This is a genomic window from Pseudomonas sp. B21-028, assembly GCF_024749045.1.
In the GTDB taxonomy this organism is placed as follows: domain Bacteria; phylum Pseudomonadota; class Gammaproteobacteria; order Pseudomonadales; family Pseudomonadaceae; genus Aquipseudomonas.
In genome coordinates this window covers 4,409,131-4,432,074 of the sequence record NZ_CP087184.1, presented here as the reverse complement: position 1 = coordinate 4,432,074, position 22,944 = coordinate 4,409,131, and the positions used below count along the sequence as shown (strand labels likewise).

18 protein-coding genes are annotated in these 22,944 nt (G+C 63.8%); 4 read left to right on the top strand and 14 right to left on the bottom strand.

Translation table 11 applies throughout. From position 1 onward, the window contains the following. Positions 1 to 72: 72 nt before the first annotated feature. The 14 genes from LOY35_RS18735 to LOY35_RS18670 form a co-directional block, all read right to left on the bottom strand. A complete protein-coding gene (locus LOY35_RS18735; RefSeq protein WP_258625609.1) occupies positions 73 to 762 on the bottom strand; it encodes an N-acetyltransferase in 690 nt (229 codons plus the stop codon). Then, positions 759 to 2,702: a hypothetical protein gene (locus LOY35_RS18730; RefSeq protein ID WP_408981163.1), complete on the bottom strand. Its 1,944-nt coding sequence runs from the start codon at positions 2,700 to 2,702 to the stop codon at positions 759 to 761. Before LOY35_RS18730 ends, LOY35_RS18735 begins: the two co-directional genes overlap by 4 nt. 164 nt (positions 2,703 to 2,866) lie before the next feature. Then, positions 2,867 to 4,171, bottom strand: a complete 1,305-nt coding sequence (locus tag LOY35_RS18725; RefSeq protein WP_258625607.1) for a lipopolysaccharide biosynthesis protein — start codon at positions 4,169 to 4,171, stop codon at positions 2,867 to 2,869. Beyond that, complete coding sequence (locus LOY35_RS18720) at positions 4,168 to 5,172, bottom strand: polysaccharide deacetylase family protein (protein ID WP_258625605.1); 1,005 nt, start codon at positions 5,170 to 5,172, stop codon at positions 4,168 to 4,170. The genes LOY35_RS18725 and LOY35_RS18720 overlap by 4 nt, the downstream gene beginning before the upstream one ends. A gap of 11 nt (positions 5,173 to 5,183) precedes the next feature. Further along, positions 5,184 to 6,320, bottom strand: coding sequence for a glycosyltransferase family 2 protein (locus LOY35_RS18715; protein ID WP_258625603.1), 1,137 nt, complete (start codon positions 6,318 to 6,320; stop codon positions 5,184 to 5,186). Beyond that, positions 6,313 to 7,272: a glycosyltransferase gene (locus tag LOY35_RS18710; protein WP_258625601.1), complete on the bottom strand. Its 960-nt coding sequence runs from the start codon at positions 7,270 to 7,272 to the stop codon at positions 6,313 to 6,315. Before LOY35_RS18710 ends, LOY35_RS18715 begins: the two co-directional genes overlap by 8 nt. After that, entirely contained in the window at positions 7,269 to 8,639 is a 1,371-nt protein-coding gene (locus LOY35_RS18705; RefSeq protein WP_258625600.1) for an O-antigen ligase, read from the bottom strand. Before LOY35_RS18705 ends, LOY35_RS18710 begins: the two co-directional genes overlap by 4 nt. Continuing rightward, entirely contained in the window at positions 8,636 to 9,739 is a 1,104-nt protein-coding gene (locus tag LOY35_RS18700; RefSeq protein WP_258625598.1) for a glycosyltransferase family 4 protein, read from the bottom strand. The genes LOY35_RS18705 and LOY35_RS18700 overlap by 4 nt, the downstream gene beginning before the upstream one ends. Then, the gene (locus tag LOY35_RS18695) at positions 9,736 to 11,328 is read right to left on the bottom strand and encodes a Wzz/FepE/Etk N-terminal domain-containing protein (RefSeq protein WP_258625596.1); all 1,593 of its coding nucleotides are present in this window, start codon (positions 11,326 to 11,328) and stop codon (positions 9,736 to 9,738) included. Before LOY35_RS18695 ends, LOY35_RS18700 begins: the two co-directional genes overlap by 4 nt. 2 nt (positions 11,329 to 11,330) lie before the next feature. Beyond that, positions 11,331 to 12,386: a polysaccharide biosynthesis/export family protein gene (locus LOY35_RS18690; RefSeq protein ID WP_258625595.1), complete on the bottom strand. Its 1,056-nt coding sequence runs from the start codon at positions 12,384 to 12,386 to the stop codon at positions 11,331 to 11,333. Positions 12,387 to 12,406: 20 nt separating this feature from the next. Further along, positions 12,407 to 13,051 carry a CpsD/CapB family tyrosine-protein kinase gene (locus tag LOY35_RS18685; RefSeq protein ID WP_258625593.1) on the bottom strand — a complete coding sequence of 215 codons (645 nt, stop codon included), beginning with the start codon at positions 13,049 to 13,051 and terminating at the stop codon, positions 12,407 to 12,409. Beyond that, entirely contained in the window at positions 13,052 to 13,795 is a 744-nt protein-coding gene (locus tag LOY35_RS18680; RefSeq protein WP_258625591.1) for a sugar transferase, read from the bottom strand. After that, positions 13,792 to 14,862, bottom strand: a complete 1,071-nt coding sequence (locus LOY35_RS18675; RefSeq protein WP_258625589.1) for an NAD-dependent epimerase — start codon at positions 14,860 to 14,862, stop codon at positions 13,792 to 13,794. The genes LOY35_RS18680 and LOY35_RS18675 overlap by 4 nt, the downstream gene beginning before the upstream one ends. Then, the gene (locus LOY35_RS18670; protein ID WP_258625587.1) at positions 14,859 to 16,223 is read right to left on the bottom strand and encodes a UDP-glucose/GDP-mannose dehydrogenase family protein; all 1,365 of its coding nucleotides are present in this window, start codon (positions 16,221 to 16,223) and stop codon (positions 14,859 to 14,861) included. Before LOY35_RS18670 ends, LOY35_RS18675 begins: the two co-directional genes overlap by 4 nt. A 379-nt stretch (positions 16,224 to 16,602) precedes the next feature. Between LOY35_RS18670 and LOY35_RS18665 the strand changes: the two genes are divergently transcribed. The 4 genes from LOY35_RS18665 to LOY35_RS18650 all read left to right on the top strand — a co-directional run bounded on the left by LOY35_RS18665 (position 16,603) and on the right by LOY35_RS18650 (position 22,896). Further along, positions 16,603 to 18,300, top strand: a complete 1,698-nt coding sequence (locus tag LOY35_RS18665; RefSeq protein WP_258625585.1) for a sulfatase-like hydrolase/transferase — start codon at positions 16,603 to 16,605, stop codon at positions 18,298 to 18,300. Positions 18,301 to 18,689: 389 nt separating this feature from the next. Beyond that, positions 18,690 to 19,358, top strand: a complete 669-nt coding sequence (locus tag LOY35_RS18660) for an ABC transporter ATP-binding protein (protein WP_258625583.1) — start codon at positions 18,690 to 18,692, stop codon at positions 19,356 to 19,358. After that, complete coding sequence (locus tag LOY35_RS18655) at positions 19,355 to 21,829, top strand: ABC transporter permease (protein WP_258625581.1); 2,475 nt, start codon at positions 19,355 to 19,357, stop codon at positions 21,827 to 21,829. The genes LOY35_RS18660 and LOY35_RS18655 overlap by 4 nt, the downstream gene beginning before the upstream one ends. Beyond that, positions 21,826 to 22,896: a lipocalin-like domain-containing protein gene (locus LOY35_RS18650; protein ID WP_258625579.1), complete on the top strand. Its 1,071-nt coding sequence runs from the start codon at positions 21,826 to 21,828 to the stop codon at positions 22,894 to 22,896. Before LOY35_RS18655 ends, LOY35_RS18650 begins: the two co-directional genes overlap by 4 nt. The last annotated feature ends 48 nt before the right edge of the window (positions 22,897 to 22,944 follow it).

Below are 22,944 nucleotides of genomic sequence, written 5' to 3'. Positions count from 1 at the left end.
CCTGACGGGGGGCGGGTTGAGGAAAGGCCCCATCGCGAGCCTGTTCGCGATGGGGTTGGATCGCCATGGACATCAGGCCGGCGCGGTCGATGCAAGCGGCTGGGCTGGTTTACGAAAGGCGTCCAGTACCGAGCCGCGGTAGAGCGTGTCGCGGAACAACCGCCAGCGACCGAACAGGCGATACACGTGGGTGATCTTGCCGCGCTCCTGGAAGCCCATGCGCAGGTGCATCTTGATCCCCTGGATGTTTTGCAAATCGCAGACATCGACCATGGTGTTGCAACCGTGGCCTGCCATGACTTTCCAGACTTCCAACTGCATGTCCGCCGATATGCTGGTACCCCAATATTCACGGATCGCCTCGCCACCGAACTGAAAATACTCGCCAGGCTTGATCGGAAAATTGCAGCGATAGAAATGACGGTCGAAATAGTCCCGTGTACTGGCCCAGGCGAAACCCACGGTGTCGCCCTGAGCATCCAGATACATCAAGCCTGTGTAGCCTTCGGCCGCCAGCTCGCGCATGGTTTCGACGCGGTCGCCGAAGTGCCGGGCAAAAGCATCGGCATTGCTGACCGTGATGAACTCCAGGCGCATCGGTGGGTAGGGCTTGAGGTTATGCGGGGGGAGTGGGGTCCGCACATCGTGCTCCAGCCACACCAGTCGGGTGTGGAAAAACACGTAGCGCCTGAACAGCAGTTTGAGGACGGAGCGCAGGCCTTTTTTCTGAATGCCGTTACGTAATGTTTGCAAAACGCTCATGGTGCCTCCTGACGGGTGGCGGCTTGGGGGAAAGAGAGGGCGGTCCAGCCCAGGGCAAACACGGTGTCTCCTGGCAGGAGAAACCGGATCTGCCCGGCCTCGCAGTTGAACGGGGCGCTGCGGCTTTGGTTGTCGGGGCCGAAATACACCAGCTCCGCTTGCGCCTGCGGACAGGACGCGCCGTCCAGGCTGACCTGTTGCGGCCGCGTGCTTTTGTTCACGCCCAGCAGGCTGCGCTTCGCGTCGGAGGCCATGGCCAGCACGTCGACTTCGAAGGCGTCGTTATCCAGGCGTAGCACCTGGTTGAGCCAATGCTGTTGGATGAACTGCTGGGCCAGACCCACTGGCTTGAGTTCGAAGCGCTGGCTGTCCAGCACCCGCACCATGCCTTTGGGGTACTCGGGTTCGTCGGCGAGCATGAACCAGTTGAGCATGTCCAGCCAGCCGTCGGCCGAGGCGTTGATGACCACGGACGTCCACCACAGGGCGGCGTAATGGGTTTCCTGGTCGTAGGGGCTCAGGCTCGAGCCGCTGGACATGTTGGTCTGGTCCAGCAGCAGGGCCTTGCGTGGTCGTCCGTTGTTATCCAGGCCCACCAGGCGGGCGGCCTGACGCACACTGTGGCGGTATACACGGGTGGCGAGCAGGTCGCGAATCATCCATTCATGCCAGGCCAAGGCGTCGATCTGATCATCGTATTTGGCCAGCAGACGCCGCGCCCAATCGATACCGCGTTTATCGGCAGCATTGTCGGCCAGAGGGCCGTTGGTGAACCGTGAGCTGGCGGGAATGGCAATGCGCACGCCTGCCCGTGCGTTGGCGGGTAGGGCGCGGACCTGATTGGCCATGCTCTCGAACACTTGCTGGTAGCTGGCGAAATCGGCGTAGTTGAGGTTCGGCTCATCGGCGAAACTGAGGTAGTGGATGCCTTTGCCACCCAAGGCGCGGGTCGCCTTGAGCCAGGCTTGCAAACCGTTGTTGCTGATGCGGTCGGCCTGCAGGTCGGCCTTGCGCGCGCTACCGGCCAGCAGGGTGATGTCCCGGGTGATGCCGAAGCGGTCCTGGTACAGGCGCCGAAACTGATTTTCATAGTCCGGTCTGTCCGCGGTGATGTCGACCAGGCTGTAATAGCTGGCGGCCTGAGGCTTGAGGGCTTCGATCACCGGGTAGGCCGATGGCGGGGGCATGACGTAGGGCAGGTAGACCCCCAGTTTCGGAGTGGTTCCCAGGACCTCGTCATAGAGTTTCAGGCGCGCCTGCCCCGGGTCCTGGCGCAGCGGTCGCAGATGCTCCGGGTCCTGGGCGAACAGATTCGCCGTGCCATCCAGCCAGAATGCCGCCTTGCCGTTGCCCTGCAATTGCAGGCGCCAGGTTTGCTCGACATTGGCGACGGGCAGGGCGACTTGATCGAACTGCCCATAGGCCGGATACGGCTTGAGGTTCAACTGCACCTGTTTGCCATCGGCGACGCGCCGGGCTTGCAGGCTGCGCACGCCGCCGTGGAATTTGCCCGCCAACACGGCCTGTTCACCGGGGGCGACCTTGAAATACAACTCATCGCCGTCGTGGGTTTCGGCATTGAAATGCACCTTGGCCGGGGCGAACAGTGCCCGGGTATGGGCGTCGTGTTCGACGGTGTAGCGGCGGAAACTGTAGCCGGGAATTTCCAGGCGATAGCTGGCGGTCCCCGGCAGCAAAGGCCACTGCTGCTCGCCACGTTCCTGGACCTTCTTGATCAAGCGTTTCCCTACCAGGCGCCCCTGGCCGTCGAGCAGGTACAGGTGTTCCGAATTGGCGTTGGCCTGCCAGGCCGGCACCCAGCGCACGGTCACCCGGTCCGGCCGGTCGGTCTGCAGGTACAGGCTGCCATCGCGGATGCCGGTCCAGGACATGGAGGCGCCATGGGCCGGAAGTGCCAGGGCCCACAGGCATGCAGCCATTGTCCAGCACCGCGCCGACCCTATCGTGAGCAGGCTCGCTCCCACCCTGGATCTGCATCGGGCACTGCTACTGTGATCGACACCAGGCCCCTGTGGGAGCGGGTTTGGTGAGATCCCTGTGGGAGCGAGCCTGCTCGCGATGGCGGACTGAGGGGCGACGAAGCTCATGCCGATTTCCCCATCAGCATCTGCCGCATCGGCAACAGGTCGCTGGGCAGGATGATCAGTGTTTGCCACAGCGCCACGCCGCTGAGGCGGCAATACATCGCCAGCAGCGCCAGGGTCACCCCCAGGTACGCGATGGAGGAAGCGGCAGCGGCACCGACGATGCCATAGCGGGGAATCAACAGCAGGTTCAGCGCCAGGTTCAACAACGCCCCCAAACCCATCAGCAGCGATACCGTACCGGGCCGGTTCTTGCCCAGCAGGTCCAGGCGCAGGATGCTCGCATAGCACAACCCGAACAGCCCCGGCAGCAGCGCCAGCAAGGCAGGATAGGCCGGTTGGTAGACCGCACCGAATAGGGTGACGATCAACCATTCGCCGATCAGCGCCATGCCCAGGCAGGCGCCGAGCATCACCGTGGCGGTCAGACGCAGGGCCAGGGGCGTCAGGCGCTGCATGTCGCGGTCCTGTTGCAACAGGCGTTTCATCAGGGGCGTGGTCACTGCCTCCGGCACGATCAGCAGTAGCTCGGCGGCGGCGCTGGCCATGGCGTAGTGACCCAGGGCCGTGCTGCCCAGCAGGGCACCGATGAACAGGAAGTCCGAGCGCAGCAGCATTTGCTGGAACAGCAGGTCCGGATGGCTGCGGGCGCCGTAGCGCAACAGTTCGTTCTGATGGCTGCGATCCCAGCGCAGGGTGACCACATGATCGCGGCGCAACCACACCCAACCGGCCAGCACCACCAGGCTCAGCCCCGTCAGCCAACTGATCAGTGCCGCTTCCAGGGCCGCGTCCTTCCACATCCAGAACAGCGCCAGGAACAGCAGCAGCGGCGCCAGGGATTCCATCAGGCGCAAGGCATTGAAGCCGCCCACGCCGCCCGAGGCATTGTGCAGCGTCAGCAGGCCGCTCTTGAGCACGGTCAACGGCACGGCGAGCAACAGCAGCCAGGCCAGCAAACCCAACTGCATGGTGATATCCAGCTCAGCACCGAACACCCGCGCCAGTGCCACCACCAGGAGGGTCAGCACCCCGGCCAACAGGCAACCGAACACCAGCACCTGGCTGAGCAGCAGCCCCATCGGGCGTTGTTGTGCCGCCTGGTAACCCACGGCGGTATTCAGGCCGCCACTGGTGGCGGCGCTGATCAGGTCCGGCAAGGTGCTGAGCAAGGCAAACAGCCCGCGTTCGCTGGGCCCGAGAATCCGTGCCAGCAGCACATTGCGCAGCAGGCGCAGGCCGATCATCGCCAGGCGCGTGCCCATGCTCAGTGCCAGGTGCTTGAGGTAATGAGCGCGGCTCATGGGCGTGTCCCTCGGCGGATCCGCCAGGCCAGCAGTTCGGGATGATGGGCATTGCGCTGGCTGACGCCGAAACGCGGCAGGTTCAAGGGGTCGCCGTCGTTGCGATACAGCCCCGCCTCGGTGCCCAGGGCGAAGGTAAAACCGTGGGCCGCCACCTGTTGGCGCACGCGGGCATCGTGATCGCCGTTGGGGTAGCAATACACCGGCAACGGTTGGGCGCAGCCGTTTTCCAGGGCCGTCCAACTGCGCGTCAGTTCTTCGTGCAGGTGCTGGTCGTCCAGCCCGGTCAGAATCGCGTGGCTGGCACCATGGGGCCCGAAGCGGATCAGGCCGGAATCTTCGAGCATGCGCACCTGGGACCAGTCCAGGGCCTGGGGCTGGGAGCCCTGCGGGCAGGTGTCGGTGAGTTCGCTCAAGGTACGTGGATCGAGGCTCTTGAGGCTCTGCAGGTAGTGCAGCAACGCCAGGCTGCGACGCTCGTCGTCGATGTCATCGAGCAGCACCGGCAACGGACGGCCGGCGTTCTGCAAGTGCTCGATCAACGAATGCCGGGCCACCTGGCCATGGCTGCCCCACAGGGTCTCGCCAATGCTTTCCCACCAGAAGTGCTGGCGGCTGCCAATGAAATCGGTGGACAGGAAAATGCTCGCCGGCACCTGGTATTGGCGCAGCAACGGAAAGGCATTCATGGCGTTGTCGCGCCAGCCGTCGTCGAAGGTCAGGGCCACCCGTGGGCGGTTCGGGACGCTATCAGGATCAGCCAGCAACAAGCTCATCAGGGGCACGCATTCGAAGTAGCGTTGCAGCCAGATCAACAGGTGCTCGAAGGCTTCGGGGCCCACGCACAGTTCATTGCGGTGGGGAAGCTCGGCGGCCCGGTCGTTGCTCAATACCCTGTGCAGCATCAGGATCACGCCGGCGCCGCGCATCGGGTGGCGGCCCAGTGACGTGTTCAGGTACAGCCAGCCGCCGGTGCGCTTGAAGACTTGTTTGATCGACATCGGCCACCTCCTCAGCGGTTCTGCTCGGGATTCCATTGGCTGTAGCGCCGGCCCCGCAGGAACTGCCACAGGCCGATGCTCATGCCCGCGAGCGTCACCAGCACGAACGCCGCGAGGCGAAAGGGCCGGGGCAAGCGGTGGTGCATATCCACCAGCCCAAGCAGCGCCATGGCGTAGCCGAGCACCTGGGCGGCCAGGCTCAGGCGATAGAACCCCTGGTCGCTCCACAACCAGAGGTTGCTGAGCAGCAGTGGCAGCAGCAACACCGGCGCCAGGCGGCGGATCAGCTTGTGGCTGATCAGGCCGATGGCGTACAGGCCATGACGCATCGGATTGAGCAACGCCCGACGCTGGGCCAGGCTCTGCAGGCCACCGACGGTGACCCGCTGGCGCCGGCGAAACTGCTTGTCGGCTTCGTCCACGCCCTGGTCGGTCACCCGGGCCTTCGGCACATAGACGATGGACTTGCCGGCGGCCGGCGCGCAGGTGCTGAGGAAGAAGTCATCGTTGACCTGGGCCGGGATCGGCTCGAACAGCTCCCGGCGCAGGGCCAGCAACGCACCATCGGCCGAGACCATGCAGTCGGTGCGGCTTTCCACCCGCCGCAGCCAGCCTTCGTAGTGCCGATACAGGCTGTCCCCCAGGCTCAGGCCCTTGCCCGGCACGGGGATTTCCATGTGTCCGGCACAGGCGCCGACCTCCGGATCACCCAGGGGGGCGAGCAAATGGCCGAGGGTGTCGTGGGCCCATTGGTTATCGGCGTCGGTAAAGACCAGGATCTCGCCGCTGCTGTGGGCCACGCCGGTATTGAGGGCCGCGGCCTTGCCCTGGCGGGGCAGGTCGAGCACGGTGAGGCGCGGGTCGATTACCCGGCGTGCGCAGGCCACCGTGTCGTCGCTGGAGCCGTCGCTGGCGAGGATGATCTGCAGCGAGCGCGCCGGATAGTCCTGGGCGAGCAAGGTGCGCAGTTTGTCTTCGATGTGTCGTGCTTCGTTGTGGGCGGCGATGACGATGCTGATGTCCATCGGCAGTGCCTTGCCGTAGCGCCGGACCGGAAACAGCGGGGTCAGCAGGCCCAGCATCAGCGGGTAACCAAGGTAGGCGTACACCGGCAGCAACAGGCAGGTCCAATAAATGAATTCAGCCACGGGCAGGTCTCCTGACGTTCCAATGACAGAGGTTGAGCAGCAACGCGGCACCGGTCAGGTGCAGGCGCACCCCGTGCAAGGCCCATAGCTGCAAGGTCAGGCGCGGGTCGCGGCGGCTCTGGCGCAGGCTGAGGAACAAGGGGACAAGCAAGGTGATCGACAACAGCATCAGCGCCAGGCGCAACTGGCCCTGGAGCAAGGCAAGCAGCGCCAGCAGATCCAGCCCCCAAGCGGTGATGGACAACACCGGGAACCGCAGCAGGCGCAAGCTCGGACCGTGGCTGCGCAGCAGTTGCAGATGACTGCCCTGGCGCCACAGTTCCTTGCTCATCCACTCGCGCCAACTGCCTTCGTAGCCCCAATGCAGGGCCACGCATTCGTTGACCAGCAACAGTTGCGCGTCGATCTGGCGCAGGCGCAGGGAGAAGTCCTTGTCCTCGCCGGTGCGCAGGGTTTCGTCGAAACCGCCGATCCGTTCGAACCACGACCGACGCATCAACAGATTGGCGCTGGGCAGCCACTGCACCCGGTGCAGGCGATGGGTGCCGGGACGCTGGCTGCGACGCTGCCAGGCTTCCGCGAACCAAGGTGCCTGGCGGGGGGTGTCGAGGTCCAGTCCGAGGACATCGCCCTGGTGACCTTCCAGCTCCAGCAGCAGCTTGAGCCAGTTGGCCGGCATCTCGATGTCGGCATCGATGAACGCCAGCCAATCGCCATGGGCCAGCGCCGCGCCGCGATTGCGCAGGGCGCCGATGTGCACGCCCGGGACGATCAGCACCCGCGCGCCCAGTTCATTGGCGATGCGCGGGCCGTGGTCGTCGGAGCCGTTGTCCACCACGATCAACTCGCACGCCAAGCCTGCCTGGCGAGCTGCTTCCCGGGCCGCCCGCAGGGTCCGGCCGATGTGCCGGGCCTCGTTATACATCGGGATCACAATGCTGACGCCACTCATGGACGAGCCTCCTGTGGCGCGGCCTGTTCGGCCTCGTAGCGCAACACGCTGGTGAGGGCGAGCATGATCCACAGCAACTTGTGGTTCGGCGCACTGAGAAACATCAAGAACAGCCCCAGCGACAGGAAACTCATGCCCAGGTGTGTCAGCAGGTCCGCCTGCGCCCAGTCGCGGCGCTGTAACCAGAGCCCACGGGCGTGCAGCAGGTTGTACAGGCCAAGGCCAAGCATGCCGACGAACATCAGCCCGCCCGGCACGCCGATCTCGCTGAAGATTTCCAGGTAGGTGTTATGGGCCCGGCGATACAGATCCCCCAGCTTGCGGTTGGCCGAGAACGCTTTGGCATAGCCGGTGGGCGCGTAGTGCAGGGGGAAGGTTCCGGGCCCTGACCCGAGTATCGGGTTTTCGCGGATCATCTGGCTGCCGACCAGAATGTAGGAGGCGCGGCGGCCCAGGGATTCGTCCTTGTGGGCGTTGACGCCGGCGCTGAGTATGCTCAACGACTGTATGCGTGCCACGTAGCCGGCGGGCATCACCGCGACCGCCAGGGGAATCAACAATGCCAGCCCGAGCATGGCGAAGCCCAGGTGCCGCGGACGGATGCGTGGCAGCTGCGCACGATAGTGGTACAAGCCGATCACCAGACTGAGCAACAGCACCACCAGTCCGGAACGCGACTCGGTCTTGGTCATGCCGCCCAGCAACAGGATGAACCCCCCGCCCCAGAACAATCGGTGCAACAGGTTCGGACTGCGCAGCACCAGCCACAAGGCCAGCGGTACGGTGAACGCAATCAACAGCGCAAAGGCGTTGGGGTCTTCCAGCAGGCCGGAAGCGCGGCCCTGATCCTGATACTTGGCCGAGAACATCGCGAGCACGCACGTGGTGGCGACGCTCACCGTCATCAGGCGGGCGAACAGATCCAGGTTCAGCTCGCGACCGATCAGCAAGGTGATCACGAATAGAATTGGCCCCACCGTCAGCTCTCGCAGGTGAGGCAGGGACAGGTCCATGTTTTCCGAGATCAACAGGCTCAGGCCATAGAGCACCATGAAGCCGATCAGAGGCTTCCAGATATTGCTGCGCAAGCGTGTCGCGGGAATCTGGTGCAGGGCCAGTTGCAGCATCAGGATCAGGATCAGCGCCAGGCCGAAGAACTTGCTGCCGGAAAACGCGTTGTCCTTGAACAGACCTTCGAATGGCACCAGCGCGGCAATGCCCAGCAAACCCCAGCCGGGCTTGCGGTACAGCACGGCGACGCCGACCAGGCCGAGCACCGCACCCGGGGCGAGGAACGGATAAGGGCTGGCCAGCAACGCCAGGCACACCAGCCCCAGCAGGCTGACGATCGAGAGTGGGACAATCATGGACGAGCCTCCCGTGCCGTACGGATGTAGAGCTGCGACCAGCGTTCGGCCAGCCTGCGCAGGTCGTAGCGGTCCTGTTGGGTGCGGCGTGCGTTATCGGCCAGGATCTGCGCCAGGGGCGGTTCGCTGAATAGCGTTTCGATCTGCCGCGCCAATTCGGCGCTGTCGGCAGGTGCGGCGAGCAAACCGTTGTGACGGTCCTGCACGACATCGGGAATGCCGCCGACGCCGAACGCCACCACCGGTACCCCGGCTTGCATGGCCTCGAGCAGAATCATCGGCGTGCCTTCGGTGCGCGAGCTGATCACCAGTGCGTCGAGTCGACTCCACCAGGCATTCATGTCGGTCTGGTACCCGGGCAGCTCAATGCGCGTGGGCAACCCGGCCTCGGTGATGCGCTTGAGCAGGACCTGGCGTTCCGGGCCGTCGCCGAGCATCACCGCGTGCAGCGACGGGTGCCGCTGGCACAGGGGAATCATGGCGTCGAGGAACAGGTCCGGGCCTTTCTCGCTGCTCAAGCGGCCGACGTAGCCGACCCGCCAGCGTTGCTGGTCGGTGCGGTGGGTCAGTGGCGTGCTGGCTGCTGGCAGGCCGTTGGGGATCACATCGAGTTTTTCCGCCCGCACGCTGGCCTGGCGGTGCAGCGCGGCGATGCTCTCGGCTACGCAGACCACGCGCTTGACCGACGCCGTGCGGCACAGTTGCAGGCTCAGCCAGGTGTAGAAATGCTGCTTGGGGCTGCGCGGCGTGAAGCCATGCTGGGTGATCACCAGCGGCAGATGCAGGAGCGTGGCCGCCGACCAGCCGAACAACAACCCCTTGAAGTTGTGGGTGTTGATCAGCGGTCGCTCGTCGCGGCGCTGGCGCAGGTGCTGCAACAGCTCGGCCCAACTGGCGCAGTGACGGCAATCGACCCCGGCCTGGCGAAAGCGCGTGATCAACGTCGGCGGCGCCGCCAGGAACAGCACCTGATGCTGTCCGGGCGTTGCCAGGCAATGATCGAGCAGCATCCGCTCGGCCCCATAGAAGCCGCCGCTGTCGAGCAGATGAATGATCGACAGGGGGCTGCTGTGGAGGGGCGGGTCGAACGGCGCGTTCAATTTCGCACCCAATGGACAAGGCTGGGCAGGCTCCAGTTGCGGTGCGGGTTGACCTGGTCGGGGGACTGTTCGTTGATCACCAGCAGCACCGGTACATCCAGTTGCTGGCTGATCTGCGCTGGGTGCTTGAAGCGATGGTCAAAGAACTCACGCACGTAGACCAGGGCAATCGCCAGCAGCAGGCCGCTGAACAGGCCAAACGGGATAATCAGCATCGGCTTGGGAAAGGCCGCAGCGGTCGGTTCGAACGGCGGGCTCAGAACCCGGGCGTTGGACAGATCGTTGTCCAGCGAACGGGCGGTGCTGGCTTCGGCGAACCGTTGGGCGTAGGTGGAGAACGCCGCATGCAGGGCGTTGATCTCGGTGTCCATCTGCCGCAGCTTGCTTTGGGTTTCCTGCAACTGATGGATGCGCTCCTTGAAGGCGGCGATGCGTTCGACTTTCTGATTGATCACCGAACTGACCACCGCCAGGTCGGTGGTGCGCTCCTGGACCCGGTTGTTGACCACTTTCAGGAACTGTTGGCGCGTGCGGACGATCTGTTCCCGGGCCAACAGCATCGGTTCGCTGCTGGGCTGGAAGATCGCCAGATCATTCATGTAGCGGCTGACCTGGCTGGTCAGTTGCTCGCCCAGTTGTTTGATCTCCCGGTCCTCGAAGGCAATGTTGTCCACGGTGGTGGTGAAGGTGAACGGGAAGGTGTAATCGTTGAACCGCGAGCTGTTCGCCGACGCCAGACTGGTCTTGAGGTAATCGAGCCAGCGTTGGCTTTGCAGCAGGCGATCCTGATACAGGTTCAGGGCCTGCTCTTCGGTGTTGATGGCGTTCAGGCGGAAGGTGATTTCTTCCTTGGGGTCGGACGAGCCGATGTTTTCCAGCAGCTTGAGCCGAGTGCCTTCCAGGCCGTCCAGGCGGGTCTGGTATTGGGCTTTCTTCTGCTCATAGAAGGTCTGCGGCAGTTCGATCGATTGCAGGTCCTGGCGGTTGCTGAGGTAGTTCTGCAGCAGTTGCGCCACGAACCGGGTGCCCTGGGTCGGGTCGCCGAAGCTATAGACGATGGAGATGACGTTGGAGCCGGGCAGGGTCTCGATCTTCAGGTTTTCGATGGCCTCGTCGGTCAGCGTATCGAGCACGGTGTCGCGCACCGGATCGACCTCCAGCCCCAGGCCCTCGCGCAGCGGGTTGATGACGTACTCGCGCAGGGGCTGGGTGATGTACATCTTGAGCGGCTCGCTCACCCATTTGTTGAGAATGCCTGGGCTTGGGGTGTAGTCGCCCTGGTCGCGCAGAGCACTGATGGTCTGCCGGATCAACGCCGGTGAGCGCAGGATATTGCTTTCGGTTTCCATGTCCGCCAGGGACGGCGGGATGAAAGTGGCGTTTTCCTGGTTCAGCGACGTGGTGGCGTCGCCCTGGGAGAGTTTTTTCGACTGGACGATCACCTGGGCGGTGATGTCGAAGCTCTGCTTGAGCATCAACGGCAGCACCAGGGCGATCACGGCGAAGATCAGGAAGACGCGCTTCACCCACTGCTTGTTGGCGAAGAAGATCCTGAAGAACTCATGCAAATAATTTTCCTTGGGATTCATGATCAATTACCTGTCGCAGAAGTGTTGGTGCTGGATCTGCTGTTGTCGCCTTTGCTATCGAGGCGGTAGCCCAAGCTGACCCCAACGCCCTGGAACAGCACCACATCGGCCAGTTGCCGGGCCATTTCACCGGCTTTGGCCAGACCGGTCTTGGGCACGTACAGCATGTCTTCCGGTTGCAGGTAGGCGATCTGCGAGGCGTCTCCGCTCAGGGCCTTTTCCACGTCGTAGTGACGGGCTTCAACCTGATTGCCGTTGCGACGCATGATCACCACAGAGTCGAGCCTTGCCTTGACGTTTGTGCCCCGGGCCAGGGTCAGCGCCTCGAGAACGGAGATCGGCCGGCGGATCGGGTAGGAACCGGGTTGGGCCACTTCACCGAGGACATAGATCTCGTTACCGGCGGTGGACTTGAGCAGCACGTCCACGGTCATGTGGCCGGGCAGCTGGGCATAGCGCTCGTTGAGGAAGGTCTCCAACTGGGTGACGGTCATCCCTTGCAACGGCACCGAGCCGATTTCCGGGAAGCTGGCGTAGCCGTCCCGGCCCACGATGATTTCCCGGCTCATGCCGGTGGCCGGGTGAGTCAAGGTGTTGCGCAGGTTCGTCTCGCCGGACAGCGGGCTGGTCACCATTACGGTCAATTGGTTGCGATTGGGCTGGAACAGCATTTTCTGGTCGTAGGCCCGTTGCACCGCCAGGCGCGCCTCGTCGGTGGTCAGGCCGGAGATTTTCACCGAGGTGTTGGCGCCCGGCAGTTCGATGCTGCCGTCGGGCATCACCTGTTGCGTGCCGTTGAGTTGGCTGGCGGCGGTGAAGTTCAGGGCCACCTGGTCGCCCGGTTGCACGCGATAGGCCTGGGAGCCGGTGGTGCTGATGTGAAAGATCACATCAAGCACATCCTGGGGCCGCAGGGTCTGTTCGACCTTGGGCATGTCGGTGGCCTGGGCGTTGGCCGGCGCGGCCGTAAGGATCTGCACCGGCATCGAGCTGGTATCGCTGGTGCTGGAGCAGCCGGCAAGCGGCAGCAACAGCAGGACAAGCATCTTGGCGTTCATCTCGTCATCCTTCTGCACGCTTACAGGTTGTTGTAGAGCCACTTCGGCATGTAGTACTTGCGCCGGTTGAACACGCTGCCCACCACTTTCGCGCCGGCCTGGGCCAGGCGCTGGCGGGCGGCCTGGGCCACCTCCCAGCGGGTGTCCTCACCGCGTACCACCAGCACCACGCCGTCCACCTGGGCGCTCATGACCAGGGTGTCGGAGGCCGCATACACGGCGTCGGCGTCGATCACCACGAAGCGGTACTGCGCCGCCAGGTGCCTGAACAGATGGCGCAGCTGTTCGGGATTGAAGCGTTCGGCATTGCGCCCCAGGCGCCCGATGGGCAATAAGTCGAAGGGCAGGCTGGAGGTTTGCACCACGCAGTCCTGCAACAGCGGCGGGGTGAGGTGGTTGAACAGCAGGTCGCTGAAGCCGCGCTCCTTGTGCAGCCCCAGTTGCTGGCTGAGGTTGCGCGGTGACTGGCTGGCGTCCACCAGCAATACGCGGCCGCTGCTCATCTGCGCCAGTTGAGCGGCCAGTGCCATGGCACTGGTGCTGGTCCCGGTGCCGGTGTTGGCGGACGTCAGAAGCAGGATCCGCAGGGAAGGGTCGAGCACGGTCGAGGTCAGGTTGGTCTCGCTCGGGCTTGCGATGCTCAGGATATTCGTTGAACCGTCCATTTAACTCGCTCCGTGGCCGCTGAAAACTTTGAAGGGGGTGATCATCAGGATCTTCAAATCCAACAACAGGCTCTGCTCGGCGATGTAGCTGAGGTCCAGTTCCACGCGCTGGTCGAAGTCGATATTGCTGCGCCCGGAGATCTGCCACAGGCCGGTGAGGCCGGGGTAGATGCTCAGGCGCACAAGATGGTTGTCCTTGTAGCGATAGGCGTTGAACGAGGTTGGGCGCGGGCCCACCAGGCGCATGTCGCCGGTCACCACATTGATCAGGTTCGGCAGTTCGTCGAGGCTGCTGCGTCGCAGGAACCGGCCGATGGGGGTGATACGCGGGTCGTTGTCGATCTTGAAGTCGATGGCGTCGGCACCGTGCTTGTTGAGGTGGCGCAGCGACTCCTTGAGGGCCTCGGCATTGGCGACCATGGTGCGGAACTTGTACATGCCGAAGACGCGGCCGCGGTAGCCGGTGCGCTTCTGCACGAACAGCACCGGGCCGGGGCTGGAGAGCTTGACCAGCACGGCCAGGCCCAGCAGCAGCGGGCAGAGCAGGACCAACAGGACCAGGGCACCGAGGCAGGCGACTACCCGGTTGGTCCGCGAGACGGTCCACGGCCGACCGCCGTCGCGGCCGGTCAGCCAGCCACGGCCTTGCCGGTGGATGGCCGCGTCCAGGCGCCTGCGGTGTTCGGGGTCGACACGTTTGTCGCAGGGGGTATTGATCGGAAGGGATTGCTCATGACGGGTCATAGACTCCTCCTCTGGGTTTCGTCTGCAAGTTCAGCCGCGAGCGGCGGGCGGGCAGCAGGCAGCGCGTAGTAATCGAGGAACCAGTCAATGAAGCGGCCCAGACCCTCGTCCAGTTCGATGCGTGGCTGGAAGCCGGTGGCCCGTGCCAGGTCGCTGGTGTCGGCGCAGGTGTTGAGCACATCCCCCGGTTGCAGGGGCAGCAGTTCGATACGGGCGGTTAGCCCCAGGTGTTTTTCCAGCAGCGCGACGTAGGTCCGCAGGGCCACCGGGTGCTGTCCGCCGATGTTGTAGATGCGCCAGGGCGCGCGGCTGGTGGATGGGTCCGAGGGTTCCACATCCCGCGCGGCTGTCACGTGGGGCGGACGCTCGATCAGCCGGGCGATGCTTTCGACGATGTCGTCGATGTAGGTGAAATCACGCTGGTGCTCGCCATGGTTGAACAATTGCAGCACCCGGCCTTCGGCGATGGCCCGGGCGAACTGAATCGGCGACATGTCCGGCCGGCCCCAAGGGCCGTACACGGTAAAAAAGCGCAGGCCGGTGCAAGGGATGCCGAACAGGTGGCTGTAGCTGTGGGCCATCAGCTCGTTGGCTTTTTTGCTGGCGGCGTACAGCGACAGCGGATGGTCGACGTTGTCCTGTTCGGAATAAGGCGTGCGCGGGTTGGCGCCGTACACGGAGCTTGAGGAGGCGTAGATCAGGTGCCTGACCGGATGACGGCGGCAGCTCTCGAGGATGTTCAGGAACCCGGTGAGGTTGCTGTCGACGTAGGCCCGCGGGTTCTCCAGGGAATAGCGCACCCCCGCCTGTGCGGCGAGGTGGATCACCACGTCCGGGCGGTACGACTGAAACAGTTCATCGATGGCGCTGGCGTCGGTCAGGTCCAGCCGTGCCAGGGGGAAGTCACCGGCCTGAGCCTTCACCCAGGCGATGCGGTCATGCTTGAGCCGGGGGTCGTAGTAGTCGTTGAAATTGTCCAGCCCGCACACCCGGTGGCCGTCGCACAGCAGTCGCTGCACGCAGTGGGCGCCGATGAAACCGGCCGCGCCGGTTACCAGGATGTTCACGCTTGCGGCCCCGGTGCCGAGCCGTCCGGCACGGTGTGCCGCAGCCCGATGCCGCGATACAGCAGCCCGGCGGCAGCGAGGTGTTCCGGGTTGTACAAGTTGCGGCCGTCAATGATGATCCGGGCGCGCAGTTTGCTGGCCAGCAGGTCGAAATCCACCACGCGGAAGTTCTTCCATTCGGTGCAGATCACCAGGGCGTCAGCGTCTTCCAGGGTGTCGTCACGGGTGGCGCACAGGTTCAGGTCCTTGCGGTAGCCGTAGAGCCGCCGGCATTCAGACATGGCTTCCGGGTCGTAGGCCTGGACCCGGGCGCCTTCGCGCCACAGCGCTTCCATCAGGTAGCGGCTGGGTGCTTCGCGCATGTCGTCGGTATTGGGCTTGAAGGCCAGGCCCCAGACCGCAATCGACTTGCCGGCCAGGCCATCGGGAAACTGCTTGGTCAGTTTCTCGAACAGTATGTGCCGCTGGCGGTCGTTGACGTCGGTGACGCTGCGCAGCAGGTGCAGCGGCATGCCGCTCTGTTCGGCGGTGTGCAGCAGGGCCCGCAGGTCCTTGGGAAAGCACGAGCCGCCGAAGCCGCAGCCGGGATAAATGAAGTGATAACCGATGCGCGGGTCCGAGCCGATGCCCTTGCGCACCGCTTCGATGTCGGCGCCCAGTCGTTCGGTGAGGTTAGCCAGTTCGTTCATGAAACTGATGCGTGTGGCAAGCATGGCGTTGGCGGCGTACTTGGTCAGTTCGGCGCTGCGGTTATCCATGAACATCAGCTTTTCGTGGTTGCGGCAGAAGGGTGCGTAGAGCTCGCTCATCTGGTCGCGGGCCAGGGTGTCGGCGGTGCCGATGATGATCCGGTCCGGGCGCATGCAATCGGCCAGGGCGCTGCCTTCCTTGAGAAATTCGGGGTTGGACACCACCCGCACGTTCAGCCGTTTCAAGCCGCGCCGGGCCAGCGCCTGGCGGGCGCACTCAGCGACTTTGTCGGCCGTGCCCACTGGCACGGTGGACTTGATGATCAGGGTGCGATCACTGTCCATGAAGTCGGCGATCTGCCGGGTCACCGCCAGTACATGGCTCAGGTCCGCCGAGCCGTCTTCATCGGCGGGAGTGCCGACGGCAATGAAAATGAGTTCGCCATGATTGACCGCATCGCTGGCCTGGGAACTGAACGACAGGCGCCCGGCCTTGATGTTGTCTTCGAGCAAACCGGAGAGCCCCGGTTCGCTGATCGGGGGAACCGCTTGCTGCAGTTGTCGGATCTTGTTCGGGTCGATGTCGACGCACAACACACGGTGCCCGACGTCGGCCAACGCTGCCGCCTGGATCAACCCCACATACCCCGTCCCAAATACGCTCACGTCCATTCTGGCGTGCCTCGTAGATCGTTTTTATGTAACCCGGATGAAACTGTTTAGGGGGGTATAGCGCAGCCTCAGAAAAGCGTGTCAGCAAAATGACAGTTGTCACTGTTGGCAAAACTAGAAAGTGCCGGGCCTTTTGATATCAAGTTATTGACAGTCTTGGAAAACTGCCGGTTTTAAAGGCTTTTAAGCGCGTCAAAAAAATCGATGAACGGTATTTGTCCATAGATTTTTCGTTTTTTTAGGGGTGTTTCGTGTCATTTTTGGGCTAACTTTTTTTTGACGCAGGTTCTGTTCATGGCCTTTCTTGCGCTTTGGAAAGCCGCTGCTAGTGTCCAGGAACAGAGCATTTTGCAAATGTCATGATTACGTCGAGAACGACATGGCCCGATACCTCAAGGAACTGCTGCTGGCGCTGTACCTGATCAGGGGATATGACTATTACCTTGACCGTCTGGCGGCGCTGGGGTTTGGCTTTGCGACGATACTGTTCGGCGTGATGTTCGTGGCGTTGGTGGTGGCGTTGTGGATGACCGCCTATATCCGCCAGGCCCTCGTGCGGCATCTGTTTGCGTTGGCGATGTTTGCGTCGGCGGTGTTCTTCGAGGTGTACACCCGGGTGACCGACAGTTACCTGACCTACAGCCAGTTCGTGTCGCTGGTGTACTCCGGTGGTTTTATCCAGGAGGCGGCCTGGCAGTATCACGAGGTGATCATCCGCGCGGTGGTTGCCGGGCTGTTGCTACTGTTGGGGATCGGCCTCAAGCCTCGCCGGCGGATAGCGTTGCCCGGTTATCTCCCTGTCGCCGCGCCGCTACTTGGCGTGCTGTTGCTCAGCGGCGTGCTCTTCGTACGGGCAGGCGAGGGCGCCCGTGGTCTACCGGTGATGTACACACCACTGGCCTATTTGAACTTGTTCGCCTATGAGGCCTTGCACAACACGGTCGGTCCCCGGGAACCGGTACGGCTGGTGCGGCAAACGCCGCCGATTGGGCATGACATCGTATTGATCATCGATGAAAGCATCTCCGGCAACTACCTGGATATCAACACGCCGTCGGGTGTGCACACCGGGCTCAAGACACCGCCGTCGGGGGTGGAAATTTTCAATTTCGGCTACGCGGCGTCCATTGCCAATTGCAGCGCCGACACCAACGTCACCCTGCGCTATGGTGGAACCCGCGCTGACTACATGCGCATCAACAGCACCGAGCCTTCGATCTGGCAGTACGCCAAGGGCGCGGGCTTGCGCACCGTCTACATCGACGCCCAGCGCACGGGGGGCAACCTGCAGAATCTGATGACCGATCTGGAGAAAAAGGACATCGATGTGTTTGTCCAATTCGACCAGACCAGCGTGCGCGACCGCGACATGGCGGCGGCGGACAAGTTGATCGAGCTGTTGGGCGATGGACAACCGGAGCTGGTGGTCATCAACAAGGTCGGCGCGCATTTTCCGGTGCACGACAAGTACCCCGACGATTTCATGAGCTATCGCCCCGCCTTGCCGCGAGGGCAGTATCAGGACGTGGCCGACACCGGCCGGCGTGACGGTTTCAATGGCCAGAAGGATGACTGGGTGCTTTACCGCAACGCGTACCAGAACACGCTGTTGTGGAATGTCGGTGAGTTTTTCCGACGGATCTTCAACCAGGCGGCCTTGGCCAATGCCGTGCTGATCTACACCTCCGACCACGGCCAGGACCTGCATGAACGCGGCAACCCGGGGCTCAACACCCATTGCGGCGGAGACCCGGTGGAGGAGGAGGGGCTGGTGCCGTTGGTGGTGATCCAGGGGAGCCACCTGCAGACCCTCGATTGGCGCGAGGCCTGGGCCCGCAACAAGGACCGTTCCAGCCACTACAACATCTTTCCGACGCTGTTGCGGCTGATGGGCTATGACCGTGCTGGAGTCGAAACCCTCTATGGGAAATCCCTGGACCAACCGACCGAAGACGACTTCACTTTCAACTACCGCTTCAATGCACGCCTGGGCGCCAAACCGGCCTGGAAACACATTGACCTGAACAGCATCGTGACCCCGCAATCGACCCAGGCCGAGATGGCGGTGGGGCACTGAACTGCCCGATAGGTAGTGGTTCAGCTTGCATCGATGTTGACGGTGCTGCCGCCATCGCGAGCAGGCTCGCTCCCACCCAGATCCGGAATGAACATACCACCCATGCCCACCGCCAATCCCCTGTGGGAGCGGGCTTGCTCGCGAAAGCGGTGGGTCAGCTTGCATCTGTGTCGAATGTGCTGCCGCCATCGCGAGCAGGCTCGCTCCCACCCCGGCCCGGGGTGAACACATTATCCCTGCTCACCGCTAATTCCCTGTGGGAGCGAGCCTGCTCGCGATAGCGGTGGTTCAGTTTGCAGGGAGGGTCGATGTCAACGGCGTGCATGGACTGATTGCGGCACTCAACTCCGTTATGCTGAGCCTCACCGTGTCTCATCCGAGCCTTTTCCATGCTTGAAGTCCGCGATGTGTTCAAAAGCTACGTGACCCCTCAGGGCCCGTTGCCGGTGCTGCAAGGAGTCGATCTGACGTTGGCGCCGGGCAGCAGCCTGGCGTTGATGGGAGAGTCCGGCAGCGGCAAAAGCACCTTGCTGCATCTGGTCGCCGGGTTGGACAAGGTCGATCGCGGGAGCATCCGCAGTGGCGGGTACCGGCTCGACGGCATGAGCGAAAGCCAGTTGGCGAGTTGGCGGCGAACGGAAATCGGCCTGGTGTTCCAGCAGTTCAATCTCATCAGCAGCCTGTCGGTCGAAGACAACCTGGCGTTCCAGGCGCGATTGTGTGGGCGCCATGACCTTGCCTGGCAGACCCATCTGATACAACGACTCGGTCTGGGGGAATTGCTGCGACGTTATCCCGAACAGCTTTCCGGCGGCCAACAGCAACGGGTTGCCCTGGGCCGGGCGCTGGCTTCGCGTCCGCCTTTGCTGCTGGCCGACGAACCCACCGGCAGCCTCGACGAAGCCACCAGCGATGAAGTGCTGCACTTGCTGCTGGAACTGTTGGACGGCAGCTCCACCAGCCTGCTGATGGTCACCCACAGTTCGCGGGTGGCGGCCCGTTTGGCTGAACGCGTGGTGTTGCATGGCGGGCGGCTGGCGCAGGTGGCTCAGGGGTGATGATTTTCCGCCAAACCCTCAAGGCCCTGCTCAGCCATTGGCGCCTGCACCCGGTGCAGTTTTTCAGTGTGCTGACCGGGCTCTGGCTCGCCACCAGTCTGCTGACCGGCGTACAAGCCTTGAACAGTCAGGCCCGGGACAGCTACGCCCGGGCCAGCCGGCTCATTGGCGGCGAACCCCAGGCCAGCCTCAGTGCGCCCGGTGGCGGCACCTTCCCGCAACAATGGTTTGTCGAGCTGCGTCGCCAGGGTTGGCCGGTGTCGCCGGTGTTGCAGGCGAGGGTGACGCTCAAGGGGCATGAGGACCAGCGCCTGCAACTGATGGGCATCGAACCGGTGTCGCTGCCCGCTGGTGCGGCGCTGGCGGGGCAGGTGCGGGAGATGAGCGAGGTGGTGGCGTTTTTCACGGAACCCGGCCGCACCTGGATCGCCCCGCAAACCCTGCAAGCCCTGGGACTGGGCGAGGGCGACCGGCCCCTGACCGTCGATGGATACGCCTTGCCGCCCTTGCACACCCAGACGGACATGGCGCCCGGCATGCTGCTGATGGACATCGGTTTCGCCCAGCAAGTGCTCGGGCAGCCGCAACGGTTGTCGCGATTGCTGCTGCCTGCCACGTTCAACGCGGCGCTGCCGGAAGCGTTCAACGGTCGGTTGCAGTTCAAGCGCGCCGATGAAGAAAACAACCTGTCGCGCCTGACCGAAAGCTTTCACCTGAACCTCGACGCTTTGGGCTTCCTGTCGTTTGTGGTGGGGTTGTTCATTGTTCACGCGGCGATCGGCCTGGCCCTGGAGCAACGCCGCAGCCTGCTGCGAACCCTGCGGGCGTGCGGCGTCAGTGCCCGGACGCTGGTCATCAGCCTGGCTATCGAGCTGGGGACACTGGCTTTGTTGGGCGGCATTGCCGGGGTCCTGAGCGGCTACTGGCTGGCGAGCCTGCTGTTGCCGGATGTCGCGGCGAGCCTGCGAGGGTTGTATGGCGCCGAGGTGCCCGGGCATCTGAATCTCAGCCCGTGGTGGTGGCTGAGCGGCGTTGGCCTGAGCCTGCTCGGCGCGCTGCTGGCTGGCGCCGACAGTTTGCTGCGGGCGGCGCGCTTGCCATTGCTGGCGCTGGCCAATCCCCAGGCCTGGCATCAGGCCCACGCACGCTGGCTGCGCCGTCAGGGCTGGGTGGCGACATTGGCGGCGCTGATTGCCGTGTTTGCGCTGTTCCTGGGCGACAGCCTGGCCAGCGGTTTTGTCCTGATGACCGCCTTGCTGCTGGGCGCGGCGCTGGCCTTGCCGGTGTTGCTCAATCGTGCGCTAAACCTGCTGCTGCGTCGCAGCCGTTCAGTGCTCGGGCAATGGTTTCTCGCCGACTGCCGCCAGCAATTGCCGACGTTGAGCCTGGCGTTGATGGCCTTGCTGCTGGCATTGGCGGCGAACATCGGTGCCGGCAGCATGACCGCCGGTTTCCGCCAGACCTTCACCCACTGGCTCGAACAACGCCTGACCGCGGAACTGTACGTCAGCCCGCAGGCCCCGGCCCAGGCCGGCGAACTGCACGCCTGGCTCAAACAGCAACCGACCGTAACCGCCATACTGCCCAACTGGCAGGTCTCGGTGCCGTTGCAGGGCTGGCCGACGGACGTTTTCGGCATCATCGACCACCCCCTCTATCGCCAGCATTGGCCGCTGCTGGAATCCGCCGACGGATCTTGGGAGCAACTGGCCGCCGCCGACACGCTGATGCTCAGCGAACAGTTGGCCCGGCGCCTCAAGGTCCGGGTTGGCGATCAACTGACCCTGCCGACCCCGCAGGGGCCATGGACGCCGCGTATCGTCGGGATCTATGCCGACTACGGCAATCCCAAGGGCCATGTGCTAGTCAATGCCGACCACCTGCTCGCCCACTGGCCGGAACTGACGCCGTATCGCTTCAATCTGCGGATCGAGCCGTCCGCCATGCCGGCGCTGCTGGCGGCGTTGCAAAGCCGATTCGACCTGGACGACAGCCGGATTGTCGATCAGGCCCGGCTCAAGGGCTGGTCGACCCAGGTGTTCGAACGCACCTTTGCCGCCACCGCCGCACTGAACGGTCTGACGCTGGCCGTGGCTGGCGTGGCGTTGTTCATCAGCTTGCTGACCCAGAGCCAGAGTCGTCTCGGCCAGTTAGCGCCGCTATGGGCGCTGGGCGTGACGCGCCGGCAACTGATGCTGCTCAACCTCGGCCAGACCTGGCTGCTGTCGCTGCTGACTCTGGTGCTCGCCGTGCCGCTGGGCATTGCCCTGGCCTGGTGCCTGGATGCGGTGATCAATGTGCAGGCGTTCGGTTGGCGTTTGCCGTTGCGGGTGTTCCCGGTGCAACTGGCGCAACTGCTCGCGTTGGCGATGTTCGCCACGTTGCTGGCGTCCGCTTGGCCGCTGTACGCCTTGTACCGTACCCAGCCTGCGGATCTGCTCAGGCGCTTTTCCCAGGAGGATCGTTCATGAAAGTCAGGATCGGCCTGCTGCTGTTGGCGCTGCTCAGCGGTTGTGACCGCCCGCCTGAAACCCAAAAAGGCTTCGCCGGTCTGGGTGGCGAGGCCGTCGCCTTCACCCCGGTCGTGCCAGGGCGGGTGTTCGACTTTCCGGCGGATCACGGCGCTCATCAGGGCTATCGCATCGAATGGTGGTACGTCACCGCCAATCTCAAGGATGCCGAAGGGCGTGAATTCGGTGTGCAATGGACACTGTTTCGCAGTGCCTTGAGCGCCGGCCCCCAAGCGGAGGGCTGGCGCAACCAAACGATCTGGCTCGGCCACGCCGCGGTCACGTCCGCGACGGTCCATCATGCCGCCGAGCGCTACGCACGGGGCGGGGTGGGGCAGGCCGGGGTGCGGACGGTGCCCTTCGAGGCCTGGATCGACGATTGGCAATTCGCGACCCAAGCGAGCGGCACCGACCCCTTGACCGACATGCAGCTGAAGGCCCGCGACCCACACTTTCGCTATGAGCTGCGACTCACGTCGACCCGTCCGCTGGTGTTGCAGGGCGACAAGGGCTTCAGCCAGAAATCCGAACAGGGGCAGGCGTCGTACTACTACAGCCAACCGTTCTTCCAGGCCAGTGGTCAGCTGGAAATCGACGGTCAGCGCTATACGGTCAGTGGCCCGGCCTGGCTCGATCGCGAATGGAGCAGCCAGCCGCTGACCGCCAACCAGACCGGATGGGACTGGTTCTCCCTGCACCTGGACAGTGGCGAGCACGTGATGCTCTACCGCATGCGCCACAAGGACGGGGCGCCGTATCTCACCGGCACCTGGATCGATGCCCGGGGCCAGGCGCAGCCCCTGCATGCCGCGGACATCGAGCTGGTGCCTGTGGACACGGCCCAGGTCGCCGGACGCTCGATGCCGGTGCGCTGGTCCATCAGAATCCCCGGCAAGCAGCTCGAGATCAACACCCGTGCCCTGAACCCTGACGCCTGGATGGCCCTGCGCATCCCCTATTGGGAAGGCCCGGTGCAGGTGAGCGGCAGTCATGGCGGCAGCGGCTACCTGGAAATGACCGGTTATTGAGACTCGTCGGAACTCCCGGGGAGCGGCTCCCTCATACGTTATGAATGC